This is a genomic window from Telmatobacter bradus (assembly GCF_048629425.1).
Taxonomy (GTDB): Bacteria; Acidobacteriota; Terriglobia; order Terriglobales; family Acidobacteriaceae; genus Telmatobacter; species Telmatobacter bradus.
The window spans coordinates 1,263,498-1,284,657 of sequence record NZ_CP184532.1 but is presented as its reverse complement, the minus strand read 5'-3'; the positions used below and the strand labels follow the sequence as shown (position 1 = coordinate 1,284,657).

The window sequence follows — 21,160 nt, the reverse complement described above, 5'->3', positions numbered from 1 at the left end:
TCCTGCCCCGAGGCGGTCTTGCAAATTGGCACCTGTTAGAAATACTGTTGCGCAAAGTTAACGTAAGAGTTGAATGCACTTTTAGCGGCGTTGACCACACTATTCTGAACCGTGTGGATATTTTGCAATAGATCGGCTGCATGGGCTGCGCGAGACAAGGTTCCACCTGTCGCTAAGTCTTTCGGGTTTGAAGTGACGATCCCCTCCCATGCTGCGGCTGTTGCGGCCTTGTTCATATTGCCAGTTACAAGCAACGTACCCGCGCCTGAGACACTGGTTATTGTCGCCACAGCTTCCGCGCCAGTTTCAGTAGTCTTTGTCCACCCAGTTGCGGCCCCAAGCGCCTGCACAGTAGCCGCTGTACCACTTCCCGCTGCGGAGATTGCCAAATATGCAGCTCCGACGGCTCCAACGCCCGTTTCCGATGCCGAGCCTGCTGCAATCGCAGCATCAAATTTAACCTTGGCCATAGCGAAGTTTGTCACAGATTCCGCAGCTTCCGTAGCCCGAGCTGTGGCGCTTCCATCCTGCTGTTGGGCCGCAGACAAATCTGTGCTTTTCTGCAGATCGCTTTGTTTTTTCTGATCGACATTGCAGGGGTTGTTTTGGGGATCAGGGCAGGAGGATCCACCATTCAAACCGCTTCCATTTTGGCCGTCCGCGCCCTCATGCCCATCCGCATCAAAGCTGCGCAATGGATTATTCAGCACATACACATACAGGTTCAAGCTCTGTGGATTATCCATCTTGGCGTAAGGCACAGGCTCGACCTTTGCACTCCAATCCGGTGTCAGAAAGCGCCCAAAATTTGATCCGTAGTATCGCGCTTCGAAGTAGTCGTTTCCTGATTCTGTGTCTCGTTCTTTGCCGGTGAAGTGGTGCTCGGTCGCATCAGCGGCATCCGTAGTGGAAACAGGGATGGTGGTCAGGCCGTCACCGTAGGGCTGGCTGAGGAAGTTCAGCACCGGATTGCCGGTGTAATCAGTCTGCTGGCGGCGTGTGCCCAGCCAGTCCGAGAGGTGGAAGTGGAGTGCACCGTCGGTATGGCCTGACAGGTCAGCGTCGTAGGTGGCCATCAGCTGGCCCGCCGCGTACACATTGGTGTGCGCCCACTGCCAGGTGCCCGCGTTGTTGGCGATCTCTGATAACTGCTCGTTGCCGGGGCCCAGCACGTAGACCGTCGCCACCGTAAAGCCGTTCGTGGTCGTGTCGCAACTGAACGAACTGATCGTCCCCTTGGCGACGCGATTTCCCTCGGCATCGTAGAGGTACTGTGTCATGGTCGTCAGGCCAGCGATTGGCGTGTTGGCCACCGCGCAGATGTGGCCTTCACCATCGTACAGATAGCTATTGACGCCGTCGAAGGTGACATTGCCCGCAGCGTCGTAGTACTGACCCTGACTCAAATTCTGGCTCGTGGACGTCATCTGGTTACTGGAATTGTACAATGCCCAGGAGCTGGTTCCCGTGGAGGCTGGGCAACTGTTCGCACCGCCATATTGCGTCGAATCGTAGGCCGAGCTGGCGCTGGTCTGCGCCAAGCGGTTGCCGAAGCTGTCGTACTGCCAGCAGTAGTTGGGATACGGATTATCTGCCTGGCTTCCGGAAGCTGTTGCCAAACGGTTCAGGCTATCATAGGCAAATGACCAGCTACCATTTACTGAATCGGCGTCGGCAATAACATTGCCCGCTGCATCATAACCCTTGCCGCCACTTGTGGTCTGAATCGAATAGCTATAGAGCGCGGCACTCGATGTGCCTTCTCCCTGTGCCTCGACTCCAATACTTAACGTAGCAACATCCTGTTGCTGTGGTGAGCTTGTATCTGTAACTCGAACCGTGACGTCTGTCGTGTTCGCAGATGAACTGGGCGTACCCGAAATGATGCCCGACGTGCTCAGCGAAAGACCGGCGGGAAGCGATCCAGAAGCTATCGCCCAGCTGTAACTTCCCGAACCGCCAGTGGCTGCTAACTGTGCGCTCACTGCTGTCCGGTTAAAAGTCGAACAGAATCAGTTGGTTGGGATCGGCAGTTAGTGAGTTTGTGTAGTCCTTCTGCTGAAGTGCCTGTGAGATGGGCATTTTCTCGAACAGAGTTACCGAGAGCACTTGCAGCAAAGTGTAGAGTGAGCCGGACAGTTCGAGTCTCTTCTTGACGATGGCGACCAGGAGGTAGACCGAGACAGCTATCCATATTTGGGTCTTGACGGCGTTTTCGCTGGTGCCGAAGAAGACCTTGATGCGCAGATGCTGCTTGATCCATTTGAAGAACAGTTCCACTTGCCATCGGCTTTTGTAGAGAGCGCAGATGGTGACGGCAGGTAGTGTGAACTGATTGGTCAAGAAGAGTAGATCCTTGCCGGTCTCTGGATCATGAAAGCGAATGCGGCGCAGGTGGCTAGGATAATCCTTGCGGCTGTGATACCCGTTAAGGGCGATGGACTGGTCTGCCAAAATGCCGGTCTGCTTGTCCACCTGTTGGGAGTAGATACGTCGGGCATCCAAGTTGTTCTTGGCGCGGGTGACAAAGAATGCTCCGGCCAAGTGGAGGCGATACAACCGGGCGTAGTCGAGATAGCCACGATCCATGACATAGTAAGCGCCAGCCTGAGGAATGATCTCGTCGAGCATGTTGACGTCGTGCAGATCGCCCGTGGTGACACGGATAAATGTGGGTATGTTGCCGCGTAGATCGAGCAGGGTATGCATCTTGACGGCGGACTTGGTGGAGCGAAAATGCGCCCACGGAAACAAGGTCAGGCACAGATCGATGGTTGTAGAGTCCAAGGCGTACGCAGCGGCATCAAGGTCCATGCCGAGGTCTTCCGTGGCGTAGAGCTTGCGGGCCTGGACCATCAGTCGTTGCGCGAGTTCAGCATAGATGCGCCAATCGCGGCTCTCGTTGGCCTCAGCCAATGTCGAACGACGCACCGGAGAGCGGAATCCCATGGCATACAGCTTGGCAGGCTGTGCGCACAGGCAGGCTTCGATGTCACGCAGGCTCTCGCGATAGGTCAACTGAGCAAAGGCCATAGCACGGAACTGCTCGGTACAACTGAGGTTGCGCACCCGGCGGTCGCCGCCATAACGGGCCACACTGCGGGCAAACGAAGTCCACGGAAGGAAGTCCATCAACTGCGCGAACAGCAACTTGCCAGCGTTCACAGCCGCCTCCAGAAAGCATCTCTGGAATCAGCATCGCGGCATTTTCAAATCGACACCACCCCAAAACGTCCGCAACCCTCGGCCCATCAGACGGTTGCAGGCAGCAAGTTAGTCGTCAACCGGACAGCAGTGATCTGGTAGATCAATTTTGCATCGTCTTCTCTGTTAGTGAAAACAAAGAGTCGAGTCGCCCGGGGGAATTTCACCCCCAGGCGCTCACAGAATCCGGACGTGAACGTCTCCGCTCATCCGGCTCTTATCGTCCAGTCGGCGCATGATGCAACAGCGGCCAGTGAGCAAACAGCCGTGGATCCCGCAAGGCTGTCTTGCAAACCCATTGCTCAGCCCTCCGGCGGTGCCGTCTCAGACGTTTGTATTTCGCCATCGCCCAATGCGCCAAGCATTGGTCCAGATAGCGCAATGCGGGATAAAGCGCCGATTTGTAGAAGCGACCATAGTACGTCATCCAACCCCGGATGATGGGGTTGAACATCCGCGCCAAATCGTCGATCCACTTGTCAACGCGACAGCGCAACTGCCAGTTGCGAACTTCCTCTCGGATGGCTTGTGTTGCCTTGTTGCTTACGCCCGGACTGAAGTTGACGAAGAATTTTCCCCAGCGGTTCTTCGATCTCCGGGCTTGAAAGCTGTACCCCAGAAAATCGAATTTTTCGTGCAGGAAATTTTCGTGCCGGTCATCATCCTTGCAGTAGACGATCTTCGTCTTCTCAGGATGAAGCTGCAATCCGCACTCGGCAAAGCGCTTCTCAAGCGCATCTCTGAGTTCCCTCGCCTGCTCTTCACTATTGATTCCTGCATAAATAATGCAATGATTCAGCGCAAAGAAATGGACAACTCGGATTGGGCGATGCAGCCGCGCAGTTTTGCCTGCGAGTTCCGAATTCCGTCAATGGAGCCAAGTATGTCTTCCATCAGTTCGTCCACATCCTTTGGGCAGCTGTTGGCCAGTTCCCGCTTGGCCAATGACCAGACGCCTTCGTCTGGATTCAGTTGCGGGGCATAGGACGGAAAGTGCTCGATGCGCAGCCGGGGATGCTTTTCGAGAAATTGCTCGATAGGCTTTCCCTTGTGCGTCGATGAGTTGTCGAGGAGCAGAATGATCGGGCCGCGCAGGAGGCGCGTCAGTTCGCGCAAATACAGACAGACCTCCTCCTGCCCGATGTTGTCGTAAAAAAGAAGATAGTAGAGACCGAGATGATGTCGTCCAGGGCTGACGGAAATTCCCGAGATCACCGAGATCTTGTCGCGCTGTCCTTGGCGATGGCGGTGGATAGGTGTTTCCCCTTGTGGCGCCCAGGTTCTGACCACGTTGGGAATCATCAAGAAGCCCGATTCATCGGCAAAGACGATGTGGGCGCCCAGCCTTGTGGCGTTTTTTTTATACGCGGCCACTCTTTTTGTTTCCAACGCTCGATCTCTTCTTCGTTGCGCTCCAGAGCGCGTCGTTCCGGCTTCTGCGGAGTCCAACCGAGATCGTGCATCAACCGGCCTATGTGATCCGGGTGGTAGCTCACGCCGAACTCGCTCTCGATCAACGCGGCAATGCGTGCGGTGGTCCACAGATTGGTGCGATAACCCTGAGCCATCGGCCCCTTGAGCAACAGCCGAACAAGCTTCTTGCGCTCAGTAGCACCCAACTTCAGGGGGCGTCCAGGAGAAAAACGGACCTGCAAAGCATCGTCTCCGCGCTGCCGTCGAGCATCGCGCCAGCGCATCACTGAACTCGCGTTACATCCTATCTGTCGTCCGACTTCGTTGAGCGAGCAGCCTTCATCCAACAGCGCTAAAGCACGACGGCGACGGTCTTCCAAAAGCTCGGCACTTGCCTTCAGTCTGGGCATAGGGGTACCGTACCTCTGAAAGTATTATTGCATTATTTATGCAGTAGTCAATAACGCAGTGGCAGACGGCGTCATCGGCGAATCGCTCAAACGGGATGAGCCGGTAATGTTTGGTCATCCAGTGATCGAACGTGTAATGAAGAAAAAGGTTGGACAACAAGGGTGAAATCACAGAACCTTGCGGCGTCCCTTTCTCTCTGGGTTCGAGGGTGCCATCCTCCAATTGCACGGGAGCTTTGAGCCACCGCTCAATATAGAGCAACACCCACGGACAGTCGGTGTGTTCCCACGTTCCACACAAGAGCCTGAACCGAGTTCACGCCGCCTTCGTGCCGGACGCCGACTGGGCAGTAGACAGGTGCCCCCCAGACTTATCCCAGATTAACGACACCCTTCTGGTTCTGACGTCATCCCTACGCTTTCGACAGGTCATCAGCGGTTCGCTTGCGCTCGTCTCCTCAGCCCTCACCTGACAGGATCAAGTCCTGCCTTTTACCGAAATGCTCACCACCTCGGCCATTGTGCCGAAGCAGCTTCCGGTGGTTTGAACCCGCATCCTGTAATGCGAGTTCGAGAGGCCGTCTCTCATCTCTCGTGCAGCACGGCTCGAAGAAGCTTTCTCAGTTCATGTATCCTCCTTCGCGCCTTCGTGGCGCACTGTCGTCCGCAAAACGCACGACGATCACATCGCCGTGCGCCTGCTTTCGACGCCATGCCTGAGCCCACAGATCGAAGACGTCATGGAGATAGATATTCGCCAGCAGCGGCGATGCACTGCCGCCTTGAGGCGTCCCTTCCTCCATGCGTATTCGTTTCCCATCCTCCAGCACGCCCGCGTTCAACCATTTCTGGATGAGCCGCACGACGCGCCGGTCAACGATGCGATGCTCGATGAACTTGACAAGCCATTCGTGCAAAATCGCATCGAAAAAGCTGCGCACGTCCAGGTCGAGCACCCAGTCCACCTTCTTCGTCAACAGTCCCGTGTAAAGCGCATCCAGCGCTTTATGCTGGCTTCGCTTTGGACGGAACCCAACGAAAACCCGAGGAAGTCCGTTTCGTAGATAGCGTTCATCGCCTCGACCGCCGCGCGCTGAACGATCTTATCTTCCAGCGCAGTAACTCCCAGCGGTCGCAACCGCCCGTCGGCCTTGGGGATGTACACCCTAGCCTTTGTCGCGGAGGCTGAATATCGCGTGATTGTAACGGCAAGCGACACAACGAAGAAGATTCTCCGGTACCGGGCCGCCAAGTCTTCTGTTGTTCCCTACGTTGCAGTCGTACTCTCTGACCCTGAAGACTTTCTGAACTTTGACGACTGTTATGGACACTTACGAGGTGCTTCGCAAAGACGCTATTCTCCATTCTTCATTCAGGAAGTGATGATTGGCCCGAACCCAAACGGCGACCTCTCCAAAGAAGTGCTGGATACTATGTTTGATGGACTGGATCGAAGCGTTGCTGTAAGCGTTTCTTCTATTCCTTATCGCGACTGGCTTTGATTAGCGGCACCGTCTCGACCGTAATGTTGGAGCACTCGGTATGCAGAGCGGCTTGCATGGCGGTTGGCCTATGCCTGGATCTTCAGACATGGGATAGAACCAACTTCAATTGTCGCCGAAACTCCTGGTTCGATCCCACACTCCTGACGAGCAGCCGAGGTTATGGGAAAAGCGAGAGCAACCAATAAAGATGGGTGCCACCTAGCGGTAGGGCACCTGGGAAAGTACAGACTTAGATCTGAGAAAGCTCAAGATCTCCATCCATCACGGATTCCCCCCCGGAAAGTCGCCCAGCATCCGCGTTTCCAGTCAATTGGTAAGGGGGCGTTTGAAATTTCAGTTTCGCCCCCTTGCGGACGTTCCCTCAGTCGCTAATCGAACGAATAACTCTTGCCGGATTTCCTCCTACAACGATGTTGGAAGGAACGTCCCTGGTGACCACCGAACCCGCCGCGACGACCGAATTTTCTTCTACGGCCACGCCGCCGATGATGGTCGCACCTGCTGCAATCCACACGCCTTTCTCAATCACGATGGGCTTTCCGAATTCGTAATTTTCCTCGGGTTGAGGTTGAGCGTGCGTTTCGGCACACGAAGGCCGCACCGAGACTTTCTGAGTGTAGCCCCAAATGTGCCAGTAGCGTGGCAGGCCACTTTACAGTGAGCTATGTGTGGGAATCGAGAGAAGGATTCTGGCGCCGCCCAGTGGTCCGTTCGATACCTGGGCGGTACCGCCATGGGCTCGGATAACCGCATCCACAAAGGCCAGGCCGAGGCCGTGACCTTTCGATCCTGTGCCTTTCACTCTCTGCCCGAAGATTCGATCGAGCACCTCTTGCGGAAATCCTGGGCCATTATCTTCCAGGTGAAACTGAACCACTTCCGGAGCTTGCCGAAGGCTGACAAGGACAGTGCAACCGGCAGGCAGATGCACTATCTCATTGTTGAACAGGTTGGCGAAGAGCCGATGCAGCAAGGCCAGATCGCCCGCGATGCGCACGGATTCAGCACAGTCGAAGCGCAACGTCAATCCGTGTTCAGCCATCGAAGGCTCGTAGAGTTCGATCATGGAGCGCAGCATGGCATCCATGTCAATCAGCTCGATATCGAGTCGAAGAGCATCGGCTCGGGCTTCGGCAACGTCGAGCGAAGTGTTGAGGAAGTCATTGAGCCGATCGAGTTCCTCGATGCAAACGATGATCGCCTCTTGGCGGCTGGTTTCGTTGGCTGCGGTAAGCGAGAGTTCCAGGTTGCCGCGCATGGCGGTGAGCGGGCTGCGCAGGTCGTGTGACAGGGAGCCGGTAATGGTGTGAAGCTGATGCATGGCGGCCTGAATGCGGTCGAGCATGCGATTGAGGGTACGCGCCAGTTGGCCGATTTCGTCTTTGCGCTGCGAGGCCGGTACTCGCGCACTCAGGTCACTCTGATCGATGTGCTTGGCGGCTTCGGTAATGTCGCGAACGCGATTGAGCATGCGCCGCGTAGTGTAAAAAACAATGGTTGTACCGAAGAGGACGAGCAGGCCCCACAGCATGGCAAAGCGCAGGCGAAATTGGCGTAGTACGCGCAACTGGTCGCGGTCGGAGAGGCCAAGAAAGATGCTGCTGCCGTCATCGATATGAGTCATGACTACACGATAGGGAATCTTGTATCCGTGAGCGTTGAGGGTGAAAGGCTGATCGTTGCTGGCTGAAACCCTGTGCAGGGCGTCCAGAAATGGCGCACCGCTCCCAGGACCAACCCAGATGAGTTGATGGCTGGCTGGATCTGTTTCAAGAAAGAAGACAGAATCCTGCGCAGGGCTCTCATTTGGTTGCCGATTCGGCACCTCGCGCGAGGCCAGCTCTGCCACCTCTTCAACTACGCGCTGGTAGAGTGAATCGCGTGGGGTTCGCTCGGCTACGTCGCCCAGCACTTCCACTTCGCCCGCCAACCAAGCATCGTTACGCCGTTCGATATCGCGGGCAACATAGAGGTGTAGCGAGAGGAAAACCGCCAGTGTTCCGCAGGCATAGGCCAGCGTAGCCCAGGCGGAAATGCGCCAGGCCGCGCTGTGCAACAGAGGCCTAGCTTCCGCCGAGGACATAGCCTACTCCTCGCAGGGTGCGGATCAACGGCGGCTGACTCTTGCCGTCCACCTTGCCGCGCAACCGGTAGATGTGTACGTCGACGACGTTGGTGTCGGGCTGAAAGCGCATGCCCCACACCTGCTCAAGAATCATGGAGCGGGTAACCACTCGGCCGCGGTTGCGGCACAGAAACTCAAGCAGCACGAACTCCTGCTGGGTCAACTGCAACAACTCGCCGGAGCGTGTCGCCTGCCTACGCAGCAGGTCCAGTTCCAAGTCGTCCACCTGGAGCCGAGTAGGCTCTGCGGCTACCGAAGTAGTTTTTCCTCGCCGCAGCAGATTCCGCAGCCTCGCCAGTAACTCGGCCAGTGCGAAAGGTTTGGTCAGATAATCATCGCCCCCTTGTTCCAGACCGCGCACGCGATCATCCACCGAGCGTCTGGCCGAAAGAATGAGAACTGGAGCCAGTTGGCCCGCGCGGCGAAGCTGTTCAAGGACGTCGAGACCGTCCGCGTCGGGTAGTCCTAGATCGACAATCAGGACACCGTAGGCGTTCGCGGCGCTAAACTTGGCTGCTGTTTTTCCATCCCCGGCCAAATCCACCTCATAGCCAGCCTCTTCCAGGGCCGGCCGGAGGAACTCCTGAATTGGGATGTCATCTTCTACCAGCAGGATACGCATAGCAGAATGGTAGCCCAGACGGGCCTGACCATGACAAGCTCAGAACGAAGCATGGGAAAGATGAACAAAACGTCATGCAGAAAGTAGCTCATAAGGACCCGATTCTGGCGTCAGATAGAGGACAGACCAAGATGCAACGAGAGGTGTGCGGTTGGCGTGTACGAGTGTATTCTCCTTCGATCAACGGCATGAAGCGGATGCGAACGGGACCCCGGTTCGATCGACTCTGAACCTGGTCCACGACGATCCAATACTGGCCGCCTACAGGCAGAACCTTCCCCTGCCTACAGAAGCGTGCCCCGTGCTGGCTGCCGCGCTACGCCATGTACTAGACACTCCGGGCAGCCTCATCCGCATGCGCGTGGCCTACCCGATGGCGATGAGCTTCGGAATGGAGCCGCAAGCTGCACTCGACGCAGCCACAGCCATCGAGTACTTCCATACAGCCTCCCTAATCTTTGATGATCTGCCCTGCATGGACGACGCCAGCCAGCGGCGCGGCGCGATCTGTGTGCATAGGGCTTATGGCGAGCATGAGGCAATTCTGGCTGCGCTGGCGCTGGTCAACCGCGCCTATGCGCTGGCCTGGAAAGCGCTGGTTTTCAGCTCTTCCCTGAAGCAAGCAGAGGCGATGGAGTATGTCGAACGTCTGCTGGGACTGGGCGGGCTACTCAGCGGACAAAGCCGTGACCTGAACTTCAGCCGCAGTGCGGCTACGCCTGAGTCGACAACGCTTGTAGCACGGGGCAAGACGGTCTCGCTGATCCGCCTGTCGCTGGTCTGGCCGGCGCTGGTGGCCGGCGCAAAGCCGCGTGAGCTGCAACTGCTGGAGCGCATCTCTCTCTTTTGGGGGCTTGCCTACCAAGCCGCTGACGATCTAAAGGATGTGCTCGGCAACGCTCTGGCCAGCGGCAAAACAGTTGCTCGCGATGCGCTGCTGGAGCGACCCAATCTGGCCATCGAACTGGGTACGCGGGCAACCTTCGCGCGCCTTGAGCGGTTGCTCATGTTGGGCGATGAATCCTTTCAGACGCTGTTGCGCCGCCACTCCTCGCTTGGCTTCTTGGAGCAACTGCGCTATGGGCTGGATGCAGAGGTGGCCGAATTGCGCAGCAGTGCTTTGGAATCTCAGCTGGGAGTTGGCGCATGATCTTTCTACGTCTGATCCTTACCAATCTTCTGCGCCATCGCATCCGCACGCTGATGAGCACGGCGGGGATCGCCTTCAGTGTGGCAGCCATGCTCACGGTAGTTACCGTATTGCAGGGTGCGGTGGGCATGTTCTCCGGATTGCTTTCAAGCGACAGCGAGACCATCGTCTTTGAGAAGAACGTTTCCGATTTGTTCTTCAGCGAAGTGCCGCAGAGCGCGCTTGACGAACTGACAAAGTGGCCCATGGTGGAACATGCCGATGCCGTAGTCTTCGGTATTGTTTCCAGCCACGATCAGCCCATCATTACCTGCTTTGGCATCACGAACAAGGACGCGCGGTTGCGCAAGGCAATCTGGATCGAGGGCTCGGCGGCAGGATTCAGAGCCGATGGGCAGGGCATCGTGTTGGGCGAGCGTGCGGCGGAATTTCTTCATGCGCACCGGGGTGACACCGTGCCCGTGGGGCACGGATCGTTCGAAGTGGTTGGCGTCATCCGCACCTCCAATGGTTTTGAAGATGGCGGCGTCTTCATGCCGCTCAAAGCTGCGCAGTCATTCTTCCACAAGGAAGGTTCGTCGGTGATCACTGTGAAACTACGCAATGCCGAAGAACTTGCAGGCTTCAAGGCGCGAGTGCAGACCCAGTATCCGAATCTTACCGCGCTTGAAAACGCGGAATTCAACCGCACCTACTCGCAATTCCGCATCCTCAAAGCAACGGCATGGGCGGTGGGTGGATGCGGCCTGCTGCTGGGTGGTTTTGGCGTGGCCAACACCATGATCATGTCGGTTTTTACCCGCGTCCGCGAGTTTGCGATTCTGCGCGTGAATGGCTTTTCGCAAATGCAGGTGGCAACGATGGTGCTGACCGAGGCATCGTTGATCTCGCTGCTGGGCGCGGGGTTTGGGGTTGCAGGCGGAAGCAGCTTGTTGGTGGTGATGAAGTACGTGCCGGCACTGCATGGCTATGTGGATGCTTCGCTCCGGCTCTCCGTCATAGCTCTGGTGCTGGTACTGGCTGAGTTGACGGGCATCCTCGGAGCACTCTATCCAGCTTTCTACGCCATGCGCATCCGCGCTGTGGAGGCGCTGCGATTCGAATGAGTCTGAAAGCACAAAGCGGAGAGTTAAAGGACGATGGCATGATCGAAGCTCTGGATATATCCAAAAGCTACGAAGACGGAGCTATTCAGGTGCTGCGCGGCGTGAGTCTGACTGTGGCCAGGGGAGAAACCGTTGCGCTTTGCGGTCCTTCAGGCTGCGGCAAAAGCACTCTGCTGCACTTGATTGGCGGGCTGGATACACCTGACAGCGGGAAGATTGCAGTTGCAAGAAAGGAACTGGCGAGCGGCAATCGCGCACTGGATCTGCTACGGCACGAAGTGGGGTTTGTCTTTCAATTGCACAACCTGCTGCCCGACCTGACGCTGACAGAAAACTGTCTGATTCCGACCGTGGCTGCTGGAACAAAACGGACCGTGGCTGAAAAGCGACTCAGTGAACTGGCCGAACGTATGGGGCTTGGCCACAGACTGAATGCACGCATTCAAAAGCTCTCCGGCGGCGAACGGCAGCGCACTGCAATTTGCCGCGCACTGATGAACAGCCCGCGTATTCTACTGGCCGACGAACCGACCGGATCGCTCGACGAAAAGACGGCGGAAACTGTCTTCCGCCTGCTGCTGGAACTGGCCTCTTCCGAGGGGTTGACACTGCTGATGGCCACGCATGACCGTGCTCTGGCCGCGCGCTGTGACCGCATGGTTGAGATGCGTGACGGACGCATCGTGGAAGGGGTCCGCAATGCCGGTAAGTGAGCAGGCCGCATGTCGCGCATGGACTGACGACGGCATGCGCAGCGCAATGATGCACGCCCTGTTCTGGCTCGCGCTCATGAATGCGATGGGCGTCATGCTGTCGCTGCTGCTGATGGCGCCTTCCGCTAATGGACTGCTGGGGGAGTGGACCTACGGGCGTTGGATGATGGCGCACATGAACCTGGGGCTCTATGGGTGGTGTTGCCTGCCCGTGCTGGCACTGTTGTTCCACGTCTATCGAACCCATGACAGTGTAGTTGGGCGCTGGGCGCGGCCCGTGGTCTGGCTTTGGTCGGCCAGTCTGGCGCTGGGTTCGGTGAGTTGGCTCAACGGCGAAACCAGCGGTAAGTTATTTCTGGATTGGTCGGGCGTAGCGCGCATCTTCTTCCCGCTGTCCATGCTGGTGCTGTGGTTTCTGCTGCTGATCGCGTTCCTTGACGGCATCCGTGCAAAGAGGTGGGCCCATTGGACACAGATAGCTGGCCGAGCCATGCCATTGCTGGTGCTGTTGACAGTGCCAGTAGCCATCTATGCTGCATCAAGCGCTGTCCTCTATCCTCACTTCAATCCGGATACAGGTGGACCAACCGGGGCAAGCCAGCTTGATTCTTCGCTGGGCATTGTAAGCATTTTGCTGATGCTTCCCTTTGCTGCCGCGTCACGCAACAAAAAGAATGGGCAATGGATCGGAGTCGCATGGACGGCTCTGGTTGTGGAGAGCGTCGTTTGCGCATTGATCAATCACTCCGATCAGAGCCATCATCTTCCCGCGCAGTATCTGGGGCTCGGCCTGATCCTGGTGTGGATTCCCCTGCTGCCGCTCTACTACCAATGCTTCCGCTGGCATGAGGAGACGAACCGCTGGAAGACGGCCTTTCTCGCCTGGTGGATGGGCTTGGTGCTGACTGGCTGGATTGCCTTTCTGCCCGGCGTGCTGGACCGCATCAAATTCACCGACGCACTGGTGGGCCACTCGTTGACGGCCATTGCAGGCTGCCTTACCGCGTTTCTGATTCTGATGATGCAGCAGATTCTTGGACCTCAGAATCCGATCTTTCGCAATCGCCGTTCCTTCCTCGCGTGGAATCATTCGGTACTGCTCTACGTACTACTGATGTTGATTGCCGGCTGGGTAGAAGGCGGCAATCCAGGATTCACGATTGTGCCCGGAGTCGCGCGCAACAGCATTTACATTCTGCGCGTGCTTTCAGGGGTGGGCATGTTGGCAGCATCGCTGGAGTGGCTGTTGGCGGCGTGGCGCAGCCCGACTAAAAATTCCGCCACGGACCCAGAACCTGCACTCAGAGAGGTGTTGGTATGAAGCGTATTTTTCTGCTCGTGTATCAGATTGGCGTGGCCTGCTCCGATACCTTGACCGGCGCGAGCCTGATCATCGCACCGGCCTTCACCTTGTGCAGAATGGGTATTGTGATCAATGACGCCTCTCAGGTGTACATCAGCTATATAGGCGCGTTTGTATTGGGGATCGGCCTCTCGTGTGGTTACGGCGCACTGGTGCTGATTCTGCGCGGCGACAGAACGCGGGTGCAGATGGTGTGGCTACTGACAGCCATTGTGCGCGGCTCGGTGGCGGTGTTTGTGACGGAGCAAGTACTCTCTCATTCGCTTGCTCCGGGGTGGATTGGCGTTGCGGTTTTCGATGGGGTGTGCGCACTGGTACAGGGGATTGGCTTGCGGCAGGAGTGGTTGAACGATGGCACGTGCTAGACCAGTTTTGCAGGGATGGAAGGCCTGCCTGCTGATCGCGGCAACCTACTTCTATTTCCTGATCTTTGCGCAATTCGCGTTTCTGGCACGGCTGTCCAACTGGACAACCAGTGACGCCAGCCTGAAAATGGCGTTGGGCGCGATGGCTGTGGGCGGAATCCTCTTCAGCCTGCTGACTCCGCGGCTTGGATTGCGCTGGGCAGCACGCAGAAGAGTGCAATGGAGCCTTGCCGTTTCCGCGACTGCGGCGTTTGCTTCTACGCTCAGCTTGAATCTTTCCACGGCAATGCTTCTGAGCTTTGCTATTGGCGCAAGCCTCGCCGTTCTCACTGTGACCATGGCCAGCGAACTGCGTGCGTGGCTTGGCGAAGGTAATGCGCTCGTGAAGATTGGCCTTGGCACGGGCCTGGGCTACTGGTTTTCCAATCTGCCGCTGGTCTTCATGGCTTCGGCTAGCGTGCAGGCAGTGCTTTCGGGCACGCTCTGTATTGTGGCGCTGGTCTTTGCGCCAGAAGAAGCGGGCGATCAGGAGCAGCTTCAGAACAGAACATCGGGCGTGGGCAGCATCCCATCTTTGCTGCAGGCACTCGCGATTTTCTTCGCGCTGGTATGGCTGGATTCGGCAGCCTTCTACATCATTCAGCATTCAGCGCAACTGAAGGCTGGCACATGGCAGGGCGATGCGCATTTGTGGGTGAATGGCGCGCTGCATCTGCTGGCTGCTGTGACAAGCGGATGGCTGCTAGCACGCTACAGAAGTTACTGGACGCTGTGTGCCGCATTTTTTCTGCTGGCGGTGGCCTGCGTTTTGCTGCAAGTTCCATATCTGACCGCAGCCGCTTCCATCTTTTATCCCTGCGGGGTTTCGCTTTACTCCGTGGTGCTGGTCGCGTTTCCATCCATGCTTTCCGGTGCCGGTTCCACCGCCGCCAGAGCACGAATGGCGGGTTGGATTTACGCCATTGCCGGATGGATTGGCTCCGGACTCGGCATCGGCATGGCAGAACATCTTCATCATGTTCCGCTCGGTTTTGTGGCCTCTGCTGGTGCTGTAATTCTCGCTCCTGCATTGATTGGATTGGCGCGCACAAGGACGCGCGAGCTGGCTTTGCTCGGTACGCTGGGCTTGTTGTGCGGATTGCTGGCGCGCTGGCAAGGTAGCACTGCAAAGCCAGAATTGAGCGCGGTGGAGCGCGGCCGTGCGGTCTATGTTTCTGAAGGCTGCATCCACTGCCATTCGCAGTATGTGCGCCCCGGAACCACAGATGTGCTGCTGTGGGGACCGGTGAAGAGCGTGGCTGCGGTGCATCGTGAGATGCCGCCCCTGATCGGTAATCGCCGCCAGGGGCCCGATCTTGCCGAAGTGGGAGCGCGTCGCTCGCCCCTGTGGTTGAAGATGCACATGATCGAACCGCAAGCCGTGAGTGGAGTCTCTATCATGCCGTCTTATGCCGTTCTGTTTTGCGATGAGCGTGGAGATGATCTGGTAGCGTATCTGGCAAGCCTGCGCGCGGAGGATGCTGCGCTTGACGTTCAGCGGCGGCAATGGACACCTTCAGTTGAGGCAGTAGCCCACGCCAACGCGTACCAAGGGGATGCCCTCTATCAGCGCTTCTGCGCGGCTTGCCACAATGAACAGGCACCGCTGCATCAGGCTTGGAAAAACCGGTTCAGACGCCAGCCCGTGGACTTTGCAGCGGGCAGAGGTGTACTGCGCGTATTGCAGCCGCAAACGGTCAACCCCAGTGAGGTGGCGCGCATTGTGAAATTCGGTTTGCCGGGAACCGATATGCCGGGCCACGAGGTACTCGACGATCAGAAAATTGCTTCCATCAGCCTGTGGCTGACGCAGAAGATTGCGCAGTTGCCCAACCTTTCTCATCCATCCCACGAGGAGTGAACTCATGCACAAACTTACCGTTGTCGCGTTCCTAGGAATGATTCTTATTTTTGCGCCCCTGGCGCCCTCTGCCATTGCCCAACAGCAGAAGTTCACCGTGAATCCAGCGGCCAGTAACGTGACGTTTCAGCTGGGCGGCAACACCCACGCCGTTCACGGAACTTTCCATGTGAAGAGCGGCGTGGTCAACTTCGACCGCGAGACCAGGAAGATCTCCGGCCTGATTGTTGTCGATCCCCTGTCGGGCGACAGCGGCAGCAGCGGCCGCGACCAGAAGATGAAAAACGAAGTACTCGAAGTGGGTCGCTTTGCCGAGATCACCTTCGAGCCAAAGAGCTTCGCTGGCGATCTGGCGGCAAACGGCGATTCTACGATTCAGGTCACGGGCATCTTCACGCTGCACGGCACAGCCCACGATCTGACCATCCCCATGCAGATTCACGTGGAAGGCAACCAACTTACTGCAAAGACACATTTCACCGTTCCCTACGTGCAATGGGGCTTGAAGGATCCATCGATCTTTGTGCTTAAAGTGGCCAAGGAAGTTGGAATTGATCTGAAGCTGGAGGGCCAGTTGTAAATCTGACCTCCATATGCTTCATACACGCTACCGGGCCAACATTCCTTTGATGCTCGATCTGATTGCATATCTCACCGAAGAATGCTGCTCGGGCCCCTGAACAGTGCGTCAGCATTCGCGCGGCATCCTCCTGTTCAGAAGCCGTATTGCTACCCATTCCCAACCCCAATGCTAGATGAACCTCATGAATGTTCTTTTCCTGTGTACCGGAAATTCCTGCCGCTCGATTCTGGGCGAAGTCACTTTCAACCACCTCGCTCCCGCTGGCTGGATGGCCATGAGCGCAGGCAGCAATCCTACCGGTCAGGTGCATCCCCTTTCGCTGGCACTGTTGTGGTTCAGCAAGGCATCTCGGCTGAGGGCTACCACAGCAAGACCTGGGACAACCTGCCTGTCACGCCCAATATTGTCATTACCGTCTGTTCGAATGCGGCAGGATAGTTTTGTCCGACCGACCTCGGTAATGTTCTGCGCACTCATTGGGGAGTTGAAGATCCCGCCCACGTTACCGGCACGAAAAAAGAGATCAACGCATCGTTCATGACCGTCTATCGCATTCTGCGTATCCAGATCGAGGCGTTTCTGGCCCTGCCGCTGGATGAGTTGCAGCGGGACAGTACCAAATTGAAGGCAGAACTGGACCGCATCTGCACGCAGCTTCCTTAACTTCGGCTGCCATCAGACAAGGAGAGACAGAATGACGAAGATTCAGGTGTATGATCCGGCGCTCTGTTGCAGCACCTGCGTGTGTGAAGTGGATGGAAGCGTCAATCTCTATAGCAACTTTCCTCTCAACCTTCACCCTCGGCTCCCCATCGATCCTCCACGATTTGGCCCTCAATCCGTCGGAACTCAACTCCAGCTTCGCTATGTCCAGCAACCTTGGTGACAGCAATGTTGACACTGGTGGCGAATTCATTTCGCAGGAAATTTGAGGGTAGCGGGATTGGAGCAACTGGCCAAAAAGAAGGAAATGCCATTCTTGGCATCGGGCGTTTGCTGGCATAAATAACCGAACTTTGAATTTGCCACCAGTCTCAATGTTGGACCTACCCCCTTCCTCTCTACCGCCTGATTTTGTTGTAACCAGCATCGGCACTGATGTGCGGACGTTTCCCCTTACGATGTTTTTTGGAGGAAGTCTGGACACTCGCAATCGGCGAAAAGACAGAAAAGCTGGCAGCCAGACAAGATATTCCTTGTCCAGCTGCCAGCTTTATTTTTTACAGAATGGTCATGTTGTTTCCCGCCAGAATTTCAGACCTGAAAAGGTTCAGTATTGATGAATGAGACCAGAACAATGGCGATCAAGGAGATGAGGCCCAACATCATATATGCACCGGTAAAACCACCCAGATAGGTCAGGCCAAAAGCGATGATGGCAAAAGCACAGCATCGCAGAATTGACTGAATGGGATTGATCACGCTCCATGCGGCAACAAATTGTTCTCCAGGAAATTTGGTCGCAACAATCGACATGGAAAGATTGGTTGCACCACTCAGCCCAAAACCGATCATCATCAACGAAACCCAGAGTAGAACACTGCCGGGACCAACGATATTCAACAGAATTGCGCAGGCATTCCAGAACGCGTAGATGATCGATGCCTTCTTGACCCCGTAACGCTGCCCCAGCCATCCCCAAGCCCATGCGCCAGGCATACCGGCCAGCGCCGCCAACGATAATGCGCGAATGGCAACCGGCTGCGAAACGCCCAGTGAAATCAGCCGTGGAACCATCTGACTTACCAGGCCAACCACCATAATGAAGACACAGCCGAAGGAAAGGCCCATCAGCCAGACGTCCTTCATGCCGAGCAGTTGCCGTGTGGTCAGGCGCCTGGAAACATCTTCCGTACGCCGCAGCGACGCATCGGCGGGGCCATGCGCATTGGCAGGCATCTCGGTGACAAAAAACGCAAAGAGGATGGCGACAACAACCATCAATGCGGGCACACCCCAGAAGCCCGCGCGCACGCCGAAGACGCCGAAGAGCATTGCCAAAAGCGGGACGTAGGTGGCAGTGGAAATGGACTGGCCCATGGTGGCCCATCCCATGGCAAGAGTGCTCTTGCGTGGGAACCAGTTGGCCAGCATTGCCGGACCACCAATAAATGCGAAGGTGGTGTCGAAAATGCATACGAATGAAAAAAGAACGGCAAAACCGAGAAGGCTTCCGCAGTTCCCCATCAGACCAAAGCTGAGCGCGCCAAGAAGCAACCCGGCCACGATCAAAAATTTTGCACCCTTGCGTTGGCAAAGCTTGGCACCAAAGTAGCCTGACAGAACCGAAGTCCATGAGGCAGGTGTAGCCAGCGCCAGCAAACGCGCGTAGTCCAGATGATATGTAGATGCGATGGCAGGCAGAATTACATTCAACCCATGGGCAACCGATCCGCTGGAGATCCACATCAATACAGCTTCCAGTGCGATCAGTGTCCAGCCTTTTGCGCCAAACCCACAGCGCGTGTCAGGTTTTTTCAATACAACTGAACCGGTTTCCAAAGTGTTCGTTCCGCCTGCCATCATCCCGTTCTTTCCGTGCTTCTCTAGAAGTAGAGAATCATGCTCACGCTGCCACTGAACTGTGAGCTATTGCTTGCGTTGTTATAGGCACGGCTGGTGTAGGCATTCTGCCAGTCATAGCGGACTTCCGGACGAATCACAAGATTCTTGCTGAAGTCATACATCGCACCCAGCGTGGTTTCGTTGTAACCGGAGGCAACACCGGCAGGCAATGCGTAACCGTTGCCATCACGGAAGTGCTCCGCACGCACGTTATAGGAGAGCTTCGGATTGACCTTGTAACTTGTACCCACAGTTACACCGCCCCACTGCGCACCACGAAAGTTTCCGGTGGAAGTAGTGCGATTGATCGTGTCACTTTTGCCGTCGCCTGCCTGGCGCGCAACTACGATTTCCGTGTAGCTGCTCCAGTGGGGCGTGAAGACCTGCGAAGCATTGAAGTCGTGGTACTGATAGTACTGTCCGCGCGGCGAGATGACGCCATGCCACGTGGAAGGAAAGTCAGCCGCACTCTTGTTCGGTGCAACCTCGGAATCGCCAAGAAATGCGGTGTAGTCAACGGCAGTGCGCATGTTGGCCGACTTGTAGTGCAAGGAAGCAACATAGTTCGGACGGCCATTGGCAGAAACCGTCGTCTCAATACCGTTGTTGATGCCAACCTCGTACCCGATCAGATGCTTCGAGCTGCGATAAAGATTGCCCGTCACTTGCACGCCGATCACCTGATCCGGTTCATCCATGAACGAATAGCTGTGCGAAGCAAACAGGTTCGGAGTGGGGCGCGTGTTGGGGTGAATTTCATGGCCAATGCCCGAGCCGAGAATGCCGCCGTAAATGTTCGTACCATTCAAAACAGGCAGATAGGCATAGGCGTAAAACAGAGGCAGGATCAGCGTATTGGCGCGGTTGTAATAGAGGCTGCTGGGGTTGTTCACAGCCTCGGTATTCACGCTCCAGCCACGATCCCATCCGCCAACCAGGCCACTCGAACAACGGCCATAAATCAACTGCATCATGTAACCAAAGTCCGGTTTGGAAGGCTTGATACCTGGAAGCGGACCAAAGCCGAGCATCGAATCTGATTTGGCCTCACGATGCACGTTCAGTTCGATGGTGTTGATGTAAATGCCCTCATCCGTAGGAACCATAGGCAGATTCCCTTCTCCATAGGTGCGGTCAAGCGCATCGGAACGATTGTTCTCGGAGAAGTCGATCATCATGTCGCCATCGACCTCAACCCATTTATTGGGCTTAATGAAGCCACGGAACAAGGTTCCTTCGCCAGGAAGATTCTCTGCGGCGGGTTTGCTGGCCGGTGCTGCAGCGGGCGTACTGGGGGCAGCGGATGATTGCGCGACAAGCGGGATACTGGCCGTCAGAAATCCCATTGCCAGAACGGACGGGAGAAGACGCGAGGTGTACTTCAGATTGTGCATACTGCAAATTTCCTTCGGGCAAAACAGGTGTTGGAGGAAGAACTCACTTCATCGGTCAGTTCCGAAACCCATGCGACAGGCTGCACTGCCACTGTACGCAGCAGGCATGCGGTTGAAAAGCCTGGGAAGGGGAAGATGGTCAACGCTGAAATGGCAACAAATCCAGCGGCCTCTGATCAAACAAATCAGACAAAAAAGAGCGACCAAATGGCCTGTTACCTGGTCGCTCCGCGAAAATGCTTCGACAAGTTCCATAGACAATCCAGCCAGACCTTGTTGAAACAAGAAGGTACAGGGACTATTTGTGGCGATCGAAGTTGAAGTTGGTGTGGCACCGCAGGCAGACAACCGTATTGGCCTTGTGGCCGTGGTGGCACTGCGTACACTCAACACCATCGTCATTCACCAGATGGTTGGCATGCGGGTTGGGCTTCATGTCCGTAGTGCGCTCCGAGACGGCTTTGAACGACTCGTGGCACTCCAGACACTTGTCAGATTCGACCGCGGTCTTCTTGCCTTCGCCATGACAGGCTGAGCACTCCAGTCCGCTATCGATGTGTTTTTTCGCAGTAGTCGGCTTGCCGTTGACCATCATCGTCGGAGCAGCATCCTGCGCGAAGACGATGGCGCTAAACAGCAGGACCGAAGCTGCCGCGATCAACAAATAAAACCTGGTCTTCATAAAAACTCCATTTGGCATAGAGAAGGGGGAGGGTCTCTCTTGCGTTGGTTGTTGCCTGGA

At 56.3% G+C, this 21,160-nt stretch carries 22 protein-coding genes and 1 pseudogene; 10 read left to right on the top strand and 13 right to left on the bottom strand.

Going from position 1 to position 21,160, the window contains the following annotated elements; all coding sequences use genetic code 11:
• Window positions 1-35 precede the first annotated feature (35 nt).
• The 7 genes from ACOBR2_RS05405 to ACOBR2_RS05375 form a co-directional block, all read right to left on the bottom strand.
• On the bottom strand, window positions 36-1,985 hold the full coding sequence (locus tag ACOBR2_RS05405) for an RHS repeat-associated core domain-containing protein (RefSeq protein WP_420239026.1): 1,950 nt from the start codon (window positions 1,983-1,985) through the stop codon (window positions 36-38).
• Window positions 1,986-1,995: 10 nt separating this feature from the next.
• Complete coding sequence (locus ACOBR2_RS05400; protein WP_420236255.1) at window positions 1,996-3,165, bottom strand: IS4 family transposase; 1,170 nt, start codon at window positions 3,163-3,165, stop codon at window positions 1,996-1,998.
• Between the two features lie 256 nt (window positions 3,166-3,421).
• On the bottom strand, window positions 3,422-3,910 hold the full coding sequence (locus tag ACOBR2_RS05395; RefSeq protein ID WP_420239025.1) for a group II intron maturase-specific domain-containing protein: 489 nt from the start codon (window positions 3,908-3,910) through the stop codon (window positions 3,422-3,424).
• An 89-nt stretch (window positions 3,911-3,999) separates the two neighbouring features.
• On the bottom strand, window positions 4,000-4,506 hold the full coding sequence (locus ACOBR2_RS05390; RefSeq protein ID WP_420239962.1) for an IS630 family transposase: 507 nt from the start codon (window positions 4,504-4,506) through the stop codon (window positions 4,000-4,002).
• Entirely contained in the window at window positions 4,506-5,027 is a 522-nt protein-coding gene (locus tag ACOBR2_RS05385) for an IS630 family transposase (protein WP_420236105.1), read from the bottom strand. The genes ACOBR2_RS05390 and ACOBR2_RS05385 overlap by 1 nt, the downstream gene beginning before the upstream one ends.
• Complete coding sequence (locus ACOBR2_RS05380) at window positions 4,957-5,256, bottom strand: reverse transcriptase domain-containing protein (RefSeq protein WP_420239980.1); 300 nt, start codon at window positions 5,254-5,256, stop codon at window positions 4,957-4,959. Before ACOBR2_RS05380 ends, ACOBR2_RS05385 begins: the two co-directional genes overlap by 71 nt.
• Before the next feature lie 391 nt (window positions 5,257-5,647).
• Complete coding sequence (locus tag ACOBR2_RS05375; protein WP_420239979.1) at window positions 5,648-6,028, bottom strand: reverse transcriptase domain-containing protein; 381 nt, start codon at window positions 6,026-6,028, stop codon at window positions 5,648-5,650.
• Between the two features lie 195 nt (window positions 6,029-6,223).
• Between ACOBR2_RS05375 and ACOBR2_RS05370 the strand changes: the two genes are divergently transcribed.
• Complete coding sequence (locus tag ACOBR2_RS05370) at window positions 6,224-6,529, top strand: hypothetical protein (RefSeq protein WP_420239024.1); 306 nt, start codon at window positions 6,224-6,226, stop codon at window positions 6,527-6,529.
• A gap of 364 nt (window positions 6,530-6,893) precedes the next feature.
• Here the strand turns inward: ACOBR2_RS05370 and ACOBR2_RS05365 are convergent, their stop codons facing one another.
• From ACOBR2_RS05365 to ACOBR2_RS05355, 3 genes are all read right to left on the bottom strand, one after another.
• Window positions 6,894-7,061 carry a DapH/DapD/GlmU-related protein gene (locus ACOBR2_RS05365; RefSeq protein ID WP_420239023.1) on the bottom strand — a complete coding sequence of 56 codons (168 nt, stop codon included), beginning with the start codon at window positions 7,059-7,061 and terminating at the stop codon, window positions 6,894-6,896.
• Window positions 7,062-7,184: 123 nt separating this feature from the next.
• Window positions 7,185-8,615 (bottom strand): HAMP domain-containing sensor histidine kinase, encoded by a 1,431-nt coding sequence (locus ACOBR2_RS05360; RefSeq protein WP_420239022.1) that lies wholly within the window; start codon window positions 8,613-8,615, stop codon window positions 7,185-7,187.
• Entirely contained in the window at window positions 8,596-9,279 is a 684-nt protein-coding gene (locus ACOBR2_RS05355; protein WP_420239021.1) for a winged helix-turn-helix domain-containing protein, read from the bottom strand. The genes ACOBR2_RS05360 and ACOBR2_RS05355 overlap by 20 nt, the downstream gene beginning before the upstream one ends.
• Before the next feature lie 145 nt (window positions 9,280-9,424).
• Between ACOBR2_RS05355 and ACOBR2_RS05350 the strand changes: the two genes are divergently transcribed.
• The 9 genes and pseudogenes from ACOBR2_RS05350 to ACOBR2_RS05310 all read left to right on the top strand — a co-directional run bounded on the left by ACOBR2_RS05350 (window position 9,425) and on the right by ACOBR2_RS05310 (window position 17,122).
• Window positions 9,425-10,429, top strand: coding sequence for a polyprenyl synthetase family protein (locus ACOBR2_RS05350; RefSeq protein ID WP_420239020.1), 1,005 nt, complete (start codon window positions 9,425-9,427; stop codon window positions 10,427-10,429).
• Window positions 10,426-11,535, top strand: coding sequence for an ABC transporter permease (locus tag ACOBR2_RS05345; RefSeq protein WP_420239019.1), 1,110 nt, complete (start codon window positions 10,426-10,428; stop codon window positions 11,533-11,535). The genes ACOBR2_RS05350 and ACOBR2_RS05345 overlap by 4 nt, the downstream gene beginning before the upstream one ends.
• Window positions 11,532-12,248 carry an ABC transporter ATP-binding protein gene (locus tag ACOBR2_RS05340; protein ID WP_420239018.1) on the top strand — a complete coding sequence of 239 codons (717 nt, stop codon included), beginning with the start codon at window positions 11,532-11,534 and terminating at the stop codon, window positions 12,246-12,248. Before ACOBR2_RS05345 ends, ACOBR2_RS05340 begins: the two co-directional genes overlap by 4 nt.
• Window positions 12,235-13,569, top strand: coding sequence for a hypothetical protein (locus ACOBR2_RS05335; RefSeq protein ID WP_420239017.1), 1,335 nt, complete (start codon window positions 12,235-12,237; stop codon window positions 13,567-13,569). The genes ACOBR2_RS05340 and ACOBR2_RS05335 overlap by 14 nt, the downstream gene beginning before the upstream one ends.
• On the top strand, window positions 13,566-13,976 hold the full coding sequence (locus ACOBR2_RS05330) for a hypothetical protein (protein WP_420239016.1): 411 nt from the start codon (window positions 13,566-13,568) through the stop codon (window positions 13,974-13,976). The genes ACOBR2_RS05335 and ACOBR2_RS05330 overlap by 4 nt, the downstream gene beginning before the upstream one ends.
• A complete protein-coding gene (locus ACOBR2_RS05325; RefSeq protein WP_420239015.1) occupies window positions 13,963-15,876 on the top strand; it encodes a cbb3-type cytochrome c oxidase subunit II in 1,914 nt (637 codons plus the stop codon). The genes ACOBR2_RS05330 and ACOBR2_RS05325 overlap by 14 nt, the downstream gene beginning before the upstream one ends.
• Window positions 15,877-15,880: 4 nt before the next feature.
• A complete protein-coding gene (locus ACOBR2_RS05320; protein WP_420239014.1) occupies window positions 15,881-16,456 on the top strand; it encodes a YceI family protein in 576 nt (191 codons plus the stop codon).
• 175 nt (window positions 16,457-16,631) lie between these two features.
• Window positions 16,632-16,730, top strand: a pseudogene (locus ACOBR2_RS05315) (hypothetical protein); the annotation flags it as partial.
• A 266-nt stretch (window positions 16,731-16,996) separates the two neighbouring features.
• Window positions 16,997-17,122, top strand: coding sequence for a hypothetical protein (locus tag ACOBR2_RS05310; RefSeq protein WP_420239013.1), 126 nt, complete (start codon window positions 16,997-16,999; stop codon window positions 17,120-17,122).
• A gap of 591 nt (window positions 17,123-17,713) precedes the next feature.
• Here ACOBR2_RS05310 and ACOBR2_RS05305 read toward each other — a convergent pair.
• The 3 genes from ACOBR2_RS05305 to ACOBR2_RS05295 form a co-directional block, all read right to left on the bottom strand.
• A complete protein-coding gene (locus tag ACOBR2_RS05305; protein WP_420239012.1) occupies window positions 17,714-18,940 on the bottom strand; it encodes an MFS transporter in 1,227 nt (408 codons plus the stop codon).
• Window positions 18,941-19,005: 65 nt separating this feature from the next.
• On the bottom strand, window positions 19,006-20,418 hold the full coding sequence (locus ACOBR2_RS05300; RefSeq protein WP_420239011.1) for an outer membrane beta-barrel protein: 1,413 nt from the start codon (window positions 20,416-20,418) through the stop codon (window positions 19,006-19,008).
• 298 nt (window positions 20,419-20,716) lie between these two features.
• Window positions 20,717-21,100 (bottom strand): cytochrome c3 family protein, encoded by a 384-nt coding sequence (locus ACOBR2_RS05295; RefSeq protein WP_420239010.1) that lies wholly within the window; start codon window positions 21,098-21,100, stop codon window positions 20,717-20,719.
• Window positions 21,101-21,160 lie beyond the last annotated feature (60 nt).

Bases quoted from the DNA above. Each gene is read 5' to 3' on its own strand.
- ACOBR2_RS05335 (WP_420239017.1), top strand. From the start codon at position 12,235: ATGCCGGTAAGTGAGCAGGCCGCATGTCGCGCATGGACTGACGACGGC.
- ACOBR2_RS05310 (WP_420239013.1), top strand. From the start codon at position 16,997: ATGACCGTCTATCGCATTCTGCGTATCCAGATCGAGGCGTTTCTGGCC.
- ACOBR2_RS05300 (WP_420239011.1), bottom strand. From the start codon at position 20,418: ATGCACAATCTGAAGTACACCTCGCGTCTTCTCCCGTCCGTTCTGGCA.
- ACOBR2_RS05325 (WP_420239015.1), top strand. From the start codon at position 13,963: ATGGCACGTGCTAGACCAGTTTTGCAGGGATGGAAGGCCTGCCTGCTG.
- ACOBR2_RS05390 (WP_420239962.1), bottom strand. From the start codon at position 4,506: ATGATTCCCAACGTGGTCAGAACCTGGGCGCCACAAGGGGAAACACCT.
- ACOBR2_RS05385 (WP_420236105.1), bottom strand. From the start codon at position 5,027: ATGCCCAGACTGAAGGCAAGTGCCGAGCTTTTGGAAGACCGTCGCCGT.
- ACOBR2_RS05295 (WP_420239010.1), bottom strand. From the start codon at position 21,100: ATGAAGACCAGGTTTTATTTGTTGATCGCGGCAGCTTCGGTCCTGCTG.
- ACOBR2_RS05340 (WP_420239018.1), top strand. From the start codon at position 11,532: ATGAGTCTGAAAGCACAAAGCGGAGAGTTAAAGGACGATGGCATGATC.
- ACOBR2_RS05355 (WP_420239021.1), bottom strand. From the start codon at position 9,279: ATGCGTATCCTGCTGGTAGAAGATGACATCCCAATTCAGGAGTTCCTC.
- ACOBR2_RS05345 (WP_420239019.1), top strand. From the start codon at position 10,426: ATGATCTTTCTACGTCTGATCCTTACCAATCTTCTGCGCCATCGCATC.
- ACOBR2_RS05330 (WP_420239016.1), top strand. From the start codon at position 13,566: ATGAAGCGTATTTTTCTGCTCGTGTATCAGATTGGCGTGGCCTGCTCC.
- ACOBR2_RS05360 (WP_420239022.1), bottom strand. From the start codon at position 8,615: ATGTCCTCGGCGGAAGCTAGGCCTCTGTTGCACAGCGCGGCCTGGCGC.
- ACOBR2_RS05320 (WP_420239014.1), top strand. From the start codon at position 15,881: ATGCACAAACTTACCGTTGTCGCGTTCCTAGGAATGATTCTTATTTTT.